This window comes from Chloroflexota bacterium (assembly GCA_016197225.1).
Taxonomy (GTDB): domain Bacteria; phylum Chloroflexota; class Anaerolineae; order Anaerolineales; family VGOW01; genus VGOW01.
Genome location: JACPWC010000006.1, coordinates 1 through 11,405, shown reverse-complemented (window position 1 = coordinate 11,405; position 11,405 = coordinate 1). Strand labels below are relative to the sequence as shown.

The 11,405-nt window shown below is 58.0% G+C and carries 8 protein-coding genes and 1 riboswitch; of the genes, 4 read left to right on the top strand and 4 right to left on the bottom strand.

Annotated elements, in window-relative coordinates:
• The first annotated feature begins 84 nt into the window (after positions 1-84).
• From HYZ49_00810 to HYZ49_00795, 4 genes are all read left to right on the top strand, one after another.
• Positions 85-2,301, top strand: a complete 2,217-nt coding sequence (locus HYZ49_00810; protein MBI3240822.1) for a hypothetical protein — start codon at positions 85-87, stop codon at positions 2,299-2,301.
• Between the two features lie 93 nt (positions 2,302-2,394).
• A riboswitch (cyclic di-GMP riboswitch) is annotated at positions 2,395-2,500 on the top strand.
• Positions 2,501-2,572: 72 nt separating this feature from the next.
• Positions 2,573-3,001 carry a hypothetical protein gene (locus tag HYZ49_00805; GenBank protein MBI3240821.1) on the top strand — a complete coding sequence of 143 codons (429 nt, stop codon included), beginning with the start codon at positions 2,573-2,575 and terminating at the stop codon, positions 2,999-3,001.
• A 20-nt stretch (positions 3,002-3,021) separates the two neighbouring features.
• Positions 3,022-6,357 carry a hypothetical protein gene (locus tag HYZ49_00800; GenBank protein MBI3240820.1) on the top strand — a complete coding sequence of 1,112 codons (3,336 nt, stop codon included), beginning with the start codon at positions 3,022-3,024 and terminating at the stop codon, positions 6,355-6,357.
• Between the two features lie 148 nt (positions 6,358-6,505).
• On the top strand, positions 6,506-8,467 hold the full coding sequence (locus HYZ49_00795; GenBank protein MBI3240819.1) for a hypothetical protein: 1,962 nt from the start codon (positions 6,506-6,508) through the stop codon (positions 8,465-8,467).
• A 42-nt stretch (positions 8,468-8,509) separates the two neighbouring features.
• Here the strand turns inward: HYZ49_00795 and HYZ49_00790 are convergent, their stop codons facing one another.
• The 4 genes from HYZ49_00790 to HYZ49_00775 all read right to left on the bottom strand — a co-directional run.
• A complete protein-coding gene (locus HYZ49_00790) occupies positions 8,510-9,460 on the bottom strand; it encodes a ribose-phosphate diphosphokinase (protein MBI3240818.1) in 951 nt (316 codons plus the stop codon).
• 29 nt (positions 9,461-9,489) lie between these two features.
• Positions 9,490-10,032 carry a GNAT family N-acetyltransferase gene (locus HYZ49_00785; protein MBI3240817.1) on the bottom strand — a complete coding sequence of 181 codons (543 nt, stop codon included), beginning with the start codon at positions 10,030-10,032 and terminating at the stop codon, positions 9,490-9,492.
• Positions 10,029-11,021 carry a methylmalonyl Co-A mutase-associated GTPase MeaB gene (gene meaB / locus HYZ49_00780; protein ID MBI3240816.1) on the bottom strand — a complete coding sequence of 331 codons (993 nt, stop codon included), beginning with the start codon at positions 11,019-11,021 and terminating at the stop codon, positions 10,029-10,031. Before meaB ends, HYZ49_00785 begins: the two co-directional genes overlap by 4 nt.
• Before the next feature lie 8 nt (positions 11,022-11,029).
• Positions 11,030-11,405 (bottom strand): cobalamin B12-binding domain-containing protein (locus tag HYZ49_00775; GenBank protein ID MBI3240815.1); only part of this gene is annotated, 376 nt, incomplete at its 5' end.

Below are 11,405 nucleotides of genomic sequence, written 5' to 3'. Positions count from 1 at the left end.
CAGCACCGCCCTCTTATATTTCGCAGGAGGGCGGTTTTGTTTTCAACTGCTCAAAAGGAGTATAAAATCCGAAGCAGTAAAACCATGCACAACTCGCATCATTATCAACAACCCGCCAGGTTTCTGGTTGCGGCCATAACGCTATATTTGCTTCTCTCAAATTTAGGCGGACGCCAGACGGTTGTGGCCCAAGCGCAAAGCGCAACGCCCCTTCCCACCAACCAGCCACAACACAACGTCATCCATGACGGTCTGGAATGGGCCACCGACGGGCCTTGCGCCGGAGCCTTCCAAATCGCAGGGACAAATTATTGCACGCATGGACCTGATCCGGCCCCGCCCGGCGTGGACATTGCGGTCAGCATGTCGCCCATCGCCGATCTTGTCAGCGCGGCGAGCATTCAGTGTGAAGGCGAGGGCGTCAGCGGCAAACGCACCCAGGTGATGTACGTTCGCGCTTCGGATCGCCCCGACCGTTACAACACCTATCTCTCTTCTTTCCATCAGTGGGCGGCAGAAGCAGACGCTATCTATCAGAACAGCGCGGCAGAGACGGGCGGCGTCAGGCGCATCCGGTTTGTTCACGATGCGAACTGCAACCTGATCATTCCAAACGTTCAACTTTCCCCGGCAGGCGATGACACCTTTGCCAACACTGTCAACGAGCTTCAAGCTCTAGGCTACAACAGAGCTGATCGGAAGTATATGATTTTCGTCGACTCGAATATCCTTTGCGGCTGGGCCACTATGGACCTGGACGAGCAACCCGGCGCCGCCAACCTGAACAACAATGGCCCCGATTATGCGGCCACTTACGTTGGATGCTGGGGAGGCGGAATAGCGGCCCACGAGTTGATGCACAACCTGGGTGGGGTGCAACTTTCGGCCCCCCACACCAGCGGCGGCGGCCACTGTGTGGATGAGTACGACCTGATGTGTTATTCGGACGAGCCTTTTTTTCCATCCATGCAAATCATCTGCCAAAATTCGAGCCACGACCGGATCGCCGACTGCAACCACGATGACTACTTCAACACCAATCCGCCGGCGAACAGTTACCTGGCCACTCATTGGAACGCGGCCAACAATGAGTTCTTGATCGGCGTCAACGCGCAATTTGACAGTCCAGCTTACAGCGTTGACGAAGGCGCGGGCGATCTCACTGTCACCGCCGTTTTGTCCGAGGCCCCCGGCCAAACCATCCGCGTGAACTACGACGCCAGCAACGGCACGGCAAAAATTGGGGCGGATTACCTGCCAACCAAAGGCACGCTCACCTTTCTTCCCAACGAGACCCGCCAGAGCTTCACAGTGCCAATTAAAGATGACTCGGTTTACGAGGGCAACGAAACGTTCATCGTCACGCTCAGCGCGCCGGCCAATGCCTCGCTGGGATCGCTCAACCCGGCCACAATCACTATTTTAGACAACGACCCCCTCCCCGTCCCATCCCTTATTTCCCCGGCAGAGGGCGCTTTGTTGACTCAGTACACGCCCACCTTCGATTGGAGCGACTCGGTCCCGGCTCCGGATCGCTATCAAATACAGATCGCCGTTGACAACGCCTTTGTTAGTCCGGCAGCGAATCAAACCATTGCCTCTTCTCACTTCATTCCTGCGGCGCCCTTGAATCCAAATACGCGCTATTACTGGCGCGTCCGAGTCTTCGGCAACTCAGGGCAGTCCAGCGCCTGGTCGGCGGCCCGCGCCTTTCGCACGGCGCTTGCGCCGCCGCTATTGTCGTCTCCCGGCAACGTTCAACAGGCCATCAGCCTGCGCCCGCTCTTCGATTGGGGTAATGTCAGCGGCGCATCCTCGTACAACCTGCAAGTTGCCGTCAACCAGAACTTTGCCGCGCTGGTGCTGAACATGAACGTCTCGTCTTCGGCTTACGTGCCAACGGCTGATTTGCCAAAGGGAACGCTATTGTTCTGGCGGGTGAGGACGCTTGGCGCAAACGGGCCAAGCGCCTGGTCACGCGTGCGCCACTTCGACACCCCCAACCCGCCGGGCGTGCCAACCCTGCTCACACCGGCCCACAACGTGATGGTGGCAAGCGGCCAGCCGACTTTGGACTGGAGCGACTCCGCGCCCAACGTGGATCACTACGAAGTGCAACTCTCCACCGACCCGTACTTCACCACCACGCTCGGTCGTGGGCGAGGCGGGCGAACGGCGGTTTCGCAGTACACAGTCGAGGCGGCGCTCACCACCGGCACTTACTACTGGCGCGTCCGCGCCGTCAACGCCGAAGGCCACTTGAGCAACTGGTCGAGCAGTCGGAGCTTCCGCGTGCCGTAGTTTTTGCCGGGCGCGTCTCGGCACCCCAGACGAAACGGCGATTGACAGCGCCCGCAATTTTGCAGTAAAGTCTGGGCAGTTTGTTTACCAATTGAATGTGAAAGGCAAACCCGGCAAAAGCCGGGGGCGCAAAACTATGGGTCTAAAGTTGTGGCCGAACCGAAGGCGGCTACACAGCTATGATCGCCAGGTTGCCGCAGATAACTTGTTTATCTGACGTTTTCAACGGGCCTGGCAATGTCAAGCCCGTTTCGTTTTTTTGGATATGCAGTTGAATCGGCCACGTCACTTTTCTCTGCTAATCGCCGTTTTGAGTGGATGGCTGGCCGCCGCCTGCCAACCGGCGGCCTCCACGCCCGCCCCTTTGCCAACGGTGACGCCGCCTCCCCCGCCCCCCACTTCAGTGGCCGCTACCCCGTCGCCGGATGTCATCGTCAGGCCGGATCAATTCAATCAACCGATCACGATTCGACTGGGCCAGAGTTTCGTCATCTCGTCACCCGATCCGTCTTCTGAATGGCAAGTGGAGTTTGACCCCGACCTGTTTGAATCGCCAACGCCAACCGAGGCCGGCTGGCGCTTCAAAGCCGTTGCCGCCGGTCAGGGGTTGATCGTGCTGACGAGTGTTGTGACCTGCAACCAGCCTCAGCCCTGCCCGCTCATGCCTCAGCGCCTGGAACTAACCGTTGAAGTGAAGTGACCCAGCCAAAGGAGTTGCCTGTGAAGAAACCGTCCCTTGAACTGATCAGCCGCCCACAAGCCCTGTTGATTTCGGCGCTGGTGGCCTTGATGATTGGCCTCTCGCAATTCGGCGCAGGCGAGACGTTCTCCTGCAACGGCCAGCCAATGACCGAAGCCCAAATTGCCGCCTATCGCGGCATCTCGCTGGAGACTCTGCATCTCCTGCACCGGGCGCGCGGCCTCACGCCGGACAACATTTGCGCCATGCCACAAGACAAGCTCAACCGGGCCATCTTCCGGGCCAACACCCCCAAGCCCGATCATCCGGGCGAGGCCGTTGAGTTTCGCAATATGCAATTGCAGGACGAGAACGGTTTTATTCCGCCGGACGGTTTGCTGGCGGCCAAAGCGCAAATGGACGCGATGCGGGCCGAACAGGAAGTGGGCGCGGCCGAGGCCGGGATCGCGCCCGGCTCGTGGACGTGGATCGGGCCGGGCAACATCGGTGGCCGCATCCGGGCCATCGTCATTCATCCCACCACGCCCAACACGATGTGGATCGGCAGTGTGAGCGGCGGCATCTGGAAGACGACTGACGGCGGCGTGTCGTGGAGTATTCAGGATGACTTCATGGCCAACATGGCCGTCTCGGCGCTGATCATTGACCCGACCGACTCGAATACGCTCTACGCCGGAACGGGCGAGGGCTTTTTCAACGGCGACGCCATACGCGGCGCAGGCGTCTTCAAAACGACCAATGGCGGCGGGACGTGGACTCAACTGGCAAATACCAACGACGCCAACTTCTACTACGTCAACCGTCTCGCCATCTCGCCGAACGGGGCCACGATTCTGGCCGCCACCGGCAGCGGCATTTGGCGAAGCGCCGACGACGGCGCAAACTGGAGCCTGACATCTTTTTCAACGGCGTTCGATATAAACTTCGATCCTTCCAACAGCAACAAGGCCGTCGCCGGCGGCTCGGGCGGCCAGGCCTGGTATTCCATTGACGGCGGCGCATCCTGGTCAGCCGCCACGTTCTCCGGCATGTCGGGCTTCCCTGGCCGCGTTGAAATTGCTTATGCGCCGAGCAACCCTTCCATTGTATACGCCTCCGTCAACCGCAACGGCGGCGAAATCTGGAAGAGCACTGACGGCGGCGCAATATATAACGGAGTCAGCAGTGGCTACAGCTATCTTGGCAATCAGGGCTGGTACGACAATGCCCTGTGGGTGGATCCGACGAACGCCAACATACTGATCGTCGGCGGCATTGACCTGTGGCGAAGCACGAACGGCGGCGCCACCTTGAGCCAGATCAGCATCTGGTATTGCGCCCCGCCCTACTGCAATCCTTATTCGGCCCACGCCGACCATCACGTTATTGTCCAACACCCAAGTTTCAACGGCACATCGAACACCACGGTGTTCTTTGGCAATGACGGCGGCATCTATAAAACAGCCAATGTTTACACCGTAGACGATACCACCGGCTGGACAGAGTTGAACAACAACCTGGGCATCACCCAGTTCTACGGGGCGGCGGGCAACCCGACGACGGGTGACATCATCGGCGGCACGCAGGACAACGGCACACTGTTCTACTCGGGCAGTCAAAGTTGGGGGACGACCGAGGGCGGCGATGGCGGCTGGTCGGCGGCTGACCCGGTTGATCCCAACTACTTTTATGGTGAATATGTTTATCTGAATATTCACCGCAGCAGCGACGGCGGCGCGTCGGCGGACTACATCAGCGGCCAATACTGGGACGGTTTTGACTGGGCCTGGAAGAATCCGCCTTACCGGATCGAAGACGCATTCAACAGTGACGCCAATTTCATCGCGCCTTTCATTCTTGACCCCAACAACGCCAACCGACTGCTGGGCGGCGGGCTGTCGCTGTGGCGGACGAACAACGCCAAGGCGGCCAACACATTCACCGTCGGCCCGTCGTGGTCGGCCATCAAATCATCCACCGGCAGTTACATCAGCGCCATTGCCGTCGCTCCCGGCAACTCAGACATCATCTGGGTCGGCCACAACAACGGCAACGTTTACAAGACGGCCAACGGCACGGCGGCCTCGCCCACCTGGACTCAGGTGGACACCAACTCGCCCGGCCTGCCCAACCGCATTGCCATGCGAATCACGATTGACGCGACCGACCACAACAAAGTCTACGTCACCTTCAGCGGCTTCAGTGATGATAACGTCTGGCGCACCGCCGATGGCGGCTCAACCTGGAACGACATCACTGGCGGCAACTCGCCGGTCGGTTTGCCCGATCTGCCCGTGCGCAGTCTGGTCATTCAGCCGTTTAGCCCCGACTGGTTGTACGTGGGCACCGAACTCGGCATCTTCGCCAGTGAAGACGGCGGCGCGACCTGGGGCTTGCCGCACGACGGCCCCACCAACACTTCGGTGGACGAATTGTTCTGGCTGGATAACGACACTCTGGTGGCCGCCACGCACGGGCGCGGCCTGTTCACGGCCAACGTCCTCTTCAACGCGCCGGGCATCCCGACCCTGGTTGCCCCGGCCCATAATTCCACCACCACTGACTACACGCCGACACTCGACTGGAATGACTCGACCGGCAACCTGGATCACTATCAGCTTCAGGTGGACGACAACAGCAACTTCTCGTCGCCGACGATTGACGACTCCACACTGACAACGTCCGACTTCACGCCCGGCGCACCGCTCAACGCCGATGTCACCTACTACTGGCGCGTTCGCGCTTACAACAACCTGAATCAATCATTCGGCTGGTCGAGCACCTTTACCTTCAAAACCATCGTCCAGTCGCCCGCTCCTGCCAACCTGGCCGCCAACAGCACTCGCCCGGTCTTCGACTGGAACAACGTCAGCGGCGCAGACTCGTATTCCATTCAAATCTCCACCAGCCAGACCTTTGCCACCTTGCTCGTCAACCTCAACGTCAGCGCTTCGGCTTACGTGCCAACGGTTGACCTGCCGCGTGGCGTCCTCATCTTCTGGCGAGTGAAAGCCAACGGGGCGCTCGGCGCCAGCAACTGGTCGCGGACTCGGCACTTCGACAGCGCCACGCCGCCGACCAGCGCCCCGCTGATGGTTGCGCCTGCCGCCGGCGCCGCCGTCACGGGGTCGCCGACTCTGGACTGGAACGACCTGACTCCCGCCCCGGCCTACTACGAAGTGCAAATTTCAACCGACAACTTTGCCACCTGGCTTGGGCGCGGGCGAGGTGGGCGAACAGCAGTTTCGCAGTACACGGTCGAGTTGGCGCTTGCATCCAACGCTTACTACTGGCGCGTGCGAGCGGTGAACTATTCGGCTGACGGCCTGTTGCAGTTTGGGCCGTGGTCGGCCAGACGGGCGTTTGTAGTACCTTGAGGCTAAACTGAAAGCGTCTAACCGCCCTCCAACGAAACACTGAAGGGCGGTTCTTTTTTTGTGGCCAATGAAGACCTGTCAAACTGAAAGGATCAAACTGGCAATGACCGTGCTAAACTGATAACAATTCTAGCCGAGGAGGAACAGCATGGTCAAATTTCTTCGCTCAGTTGCACTCGTGAGCTTGCTCATTGCTAGTGTCGGTTGGTTTGATCCATCAACCGTTCAAGCTGACACTTCAGAAACAATCTCAAGATTCGCCAACAGTCAAAACTCGCCAGTGAGTTGTGCTGTAATCAATAAACCAAATCCAGCACTTTCTACACCACAGCTCATCACGCCCAACCAGTTATATCCACCGCCAATACTACGTCCGTTGTTTGATTGGGGAAACGTGTCTGGAGCTTTGTCTTACACTCTTCAAGTTTCAATTTCGCGGAGCTTTGCCTTTTGCGAAGTGAGTATGAACATGGCATCATCAGCACACACCTTAACAAACGACTTGCCGCGCAATGCCACGATCTTCTGGCGAGTCCGTGCTAATAACTCTAGCGGCTCGAGCCCCTGGTCAAGAGTAGGACACTTCGACAGCCCGAACCCTCCGAGCGTGCCGATGTTAACTTCGCCAACTAATGGTGCACCAATGCTGACAGGTCCAATGCCAATATTAGATTGGAGCGACTCCAACTCTGCACCTGCCTATTATGAAGTCACAATTTCCACAAACCCTCAATTTAGTTCTGTTTTGGGGCGGAGACAAGGAGGCAGAACGCCCTTTTCAACCTACACTGTAGAAACCCCGTTGACTCGAGGAGCGATCTATTATTGGCGGGTCAGGGCATACAATACAGCAGGTCAATATAGCGAGTCAGAAATTCGGAACTTTATCATGCCAGGCGGGGGTCTAGCCTATGATCATCTGTATGAAGTTATGGATGCTTATGGCAATGGCAGTACGAATCGGCTCCTAGAGAGTTATAGAGGGACTAATGATGCCGATACTGCGTGGGTATACGACAATGCTCTGGCAATGATAGCCTTTATGGCTCGAGGCACATCTGAGGATTGGGAGAGAGCTAAAGTCATAGCGGATAGCTTTATCGAAGCGCAAAACAATGATCCCGTTTTCAATGATGGTCGCCTTCGCGATGCCTATTGCGCATCACACCTAATGAATCCAGATGGAAAGGCTTGCATTCCTGTTCCCTACATCGTACCAAGCCTCGACTCGAACACTGGAAACATGGCATGGGCTATGTTAGCCCTGCTTGACTACTATGAGATTCAAGGTGGAACAACTTATTTAACTGCCGCCCAAAGTTTGGGCGAGTGGATCTACGACAACACTTGCAACACTGGAGTATGTGACGGCTATACTGGCGGCTATTTCTTTGACGAAGGCACAAATTCTTACAAGAAGCTTGAGTGGAAAGGCACAGAACACAATATCGACGTTTATGTTGCCTTTATGAAGTTATATGAAGCTACGGGTAATGCAGATTGGCGAACACGTGCCATGTACGCCAAGAACTTTGTCCAAAGTATGTGGAATCCAACAATATTACTTGCCCATTTTTGGACAGGTACACTAAATAATGGATCTGTGAATGGAAGCCCCATCCCCGAAGACGCACAGACTTGGGGTCTGATGGCTTTGGGCGAGATAAGCAAATATGGCACTGGAATCACTTGGGTCGAAAACAACTTGGAGGTGAGTTCCTGCCCTGGTTGCCCAACATGCACAGGATTCTTATTCAGTTTCATGCGTAGCGACGATCCTAGATATAAGGACCCTAATTACAGACCTAGGGGTTGTTGGTGGGAGGGAACGGCTCACATGATTATAGCTTTCCAAATGAAAAATGAAACTGCTAAAGCAAGTGACTTCTTGGAAGTTCTGCGTAAAGTTCAAGTTGTTGTGCCCAACAATAACAATAAGGGGATCGTATCTGCTTGCCTTGGGGGAGCGGTGACTGGCTATGGATGGACCTCCCCTAATACTTTACATATTGGAGCAACAGCTTGGTACATCTTTGCAGAACGCAGTTATAATCCGTTTTGGGACATTGGCACAGGTGACCCAATTCCATACGAGGGCATCTATAACTAAAAAAGACTTCGGAAGTCTGAGGAGACTTCCGAAGTCTTTTTTTCATTCATTAAACATCTCCCCCACACTCCTCCCCTCGTGAGCGCGGCGGATCACTTCGCCCAGCAGTTTGGCTACCGAGATAATGGTCATGTTGGGCAATTTCTTGTGTTGCGGCACGGGAATGGTGTTGGTGGTGACGATCTCCTTCAATTCCAGCTTCCGCAGGCGCTCCACCGCCGGGCCGGACAGCACCGGGTGAACAAAGGACAAATACACGTCGCGCGCGCCGTGATCGCGCACGATGTTTACCGCCTGGCCCACCGAGCCGGCCGTGTCCACTTCGTCGTCCACGATGATCACGTCCTTGCCGTTCACGTCGCCGATGACGGTCATGGCTTCGGCGTTGGCGTCGTTGCCGGTGCGGCGCTTTTCAATAAAGGCCATCGAAGCGTTAAGCTTGGCGGCGAAGTTGCGGCCCTTCTTGGCAAAGCCCAGATCGGCGGTCACAATCACCGGGTCGGCCATTTGCTCACGCTTGGCTAAAAAGTATTCGCTCAACATGTGAAAGGCGGTGAGCACGTCGCCGGGGATGGAGAAGAAGCCCTGAATCTGGCCGGCGTGCAGGTCAATCGTCATGTAACGGTCGGCCCCGGCGGCCTCGATCATGTCGGCCACCAGCCGGGCAGTGATAGGCACGCGCGGCTGATCCTTCTTGTCCGAACGCGAGTAGCACAGGTAGGGAACGACGGCGGTGATGCGGGCCGCCGAGTCCAGCCGCAGGGTTTGCAGGACGATGAGCAGTTCCATCAGGTTGTAGTTCACCGGCGAGCTGGTGGTCTGGATCACGTACACGTCCTGGCCGCGGGCGCTGGAGTGCAGGCGCACAAAAATATTCTCGTTGGGGAACTCGATGATGTCGCGCCCGCCGAGCGGCGTGTAGAGATAGTCGCTGATCTCCTGGGCCAGGTCGGGCGTCGAAGTGCCGCCGATCAGCCGGATGCCGCCATACATTGATTCAACTTCCCGGTGAAGCCGTCCCGTCATGTCTTGCCCGCCTCCCACTCGTCCCGCAAAATCCCCATGATCAGAGTGTCATTATAACGCCCGTCGTGAAATCGCTCTCGCCTCAGGCGGCCTTCGTGCTTGAAACCCACTTTTTCGTAGCACCGGATCGCGCGCGGGTTGGTATCGAACACGCGCAGAAAGATGCGCTCCAGATTCAGTTCGTCGAAGCCAAAGCCGGTCAGCGTTCGCGTGGCGTCCGTGCCGTAACCCTTGTTCCAGAATTGTTTGTCGCCAATGGCAATGCCAAGCTCGGCGTGGCGGTTGCGCCAGTCAATCTCGTGGAAGCCGGCTGAGCCGATGTGAACCCAACCTTCAGATGACTCGACTTCAATGGAAAGTGGTTGCTCGTTGCGGTCGCGCTTCAACGTCTCTTCAAACCATTGCTCTTCCTGGGCCAGGCTCATGCCCAGGTGCAGGCCCAGCCCGTCGCGCACTTCCGGGTCGGCGAACCAGGCCACAAAGCGCGGCAGGTCGGCGCGCTCGATGGCCCGCAGACGGACTCTCTGACCGATGATCATTTCAATAGCTCCTCGACGATTGAATAAGGATCGCGCGTCCGGTTGACGACGGCTTCAATGGCAACCTCAAGCTTGTCGGGCGCGCCATCCAGAAAGCGGGCATACAACTGCTCGCGCACCAACATTTCCAGGTGGCGGCGGATTCGGGCGCGTCTTCGCTGAGCCAGTTCGCCGCTGGCGTTGAGATGGGCGCGGTGATTGTTGATCGACTCCAGAAGCGACTCGATCCCTTTGCCTTCGAGGGCGATAGTTTCACAAATAGGAGTCGCCCACGCGGGGCCGGTTTCACCGTCACCTGCGTGGACGGCGGCTTCCACCTCAGAACCGTGGTGAGGAAAAAATTCCCGCCGCGAGGGATGAGCCAGAGTCAACATGCCGCGCAGGGCGCGCACCGCCGCTTCCGTCCCCGGCTGATCAGCTTTGTTCACCACCAGCACGTCGGCAATCTCAAGAATGCCGGCCTTGATGGCTTGCACGTCATCGCCCAGGCCGGGCGCTTCGACGACGAGCGTGGTGTAAGCCAGCCCGGCAATGTCCACTTCCGATTGCCCGGCGCCGACGGTTTCGATGAGGATGAGATCGAAGCCGGCGGAGTCGAGGGCATCGGTCACGTCGGCGGTGGCGCGGGCCAGCCCGCCCAGACTGCCGCGGGTGGCCATGCTTCGAATGAAGACGCCTTCGTCGCCGGAAAGATCGCGCATCCGAATCCGGTCGCCCAAGATCGCGCCGCCGGTAAACGGGCTGGTAGGGTCAACGGCCACGATGGCAACGGTTTGGCCGAGGCGGCGATAAGCTTTAGCCATCTCAGTCACCAGCGTGGACTTGCCGCTGCCGGGCGGCCCGGTCACGCCAACGAGGTAGGCCCGGCCGGTGTGCGCGTGGAGGGCGGCGAGAGCGGCGCGCGCTTCGGGGCGTTCGTTTTCAATTTGGGTGATGAGACGGGCTAACGCGCGGCGGTCGCCGTTGAGGATGGAATCGGGCAGAGTCATGCGGGGCGTTATTTCTTCACGGCCTCTTTAACGGCGTTGATGATCGAGTGGGTGTTGGCCCCAGGGCCAAACACCCCGGTCACACCCTGGGCGGTGAGAGCGGGGATATCTTCGTCAGGGATGATGCCGCCCAGAAACACTTTGACATCGCTCAAGCCTTTGGCCTTGAGCAATTCCATGATTCGCGGCACGAGCGCATTGTGCGCGCCCGACAAAATGGAAAGGCCGACCACGTTCACATCTTCCTGCAAAGCGGCTTCGGCGATCATTTCCGGCGTCTGGCGCAGGCCGGTGTAAATCACTTCCATCCCAGCGTCGCGCAGGGCGCGGGCGATGACCTTGGCGCCCCGGTCGTGGCCATCGAGGCCAGGCTTGGCGACGAGC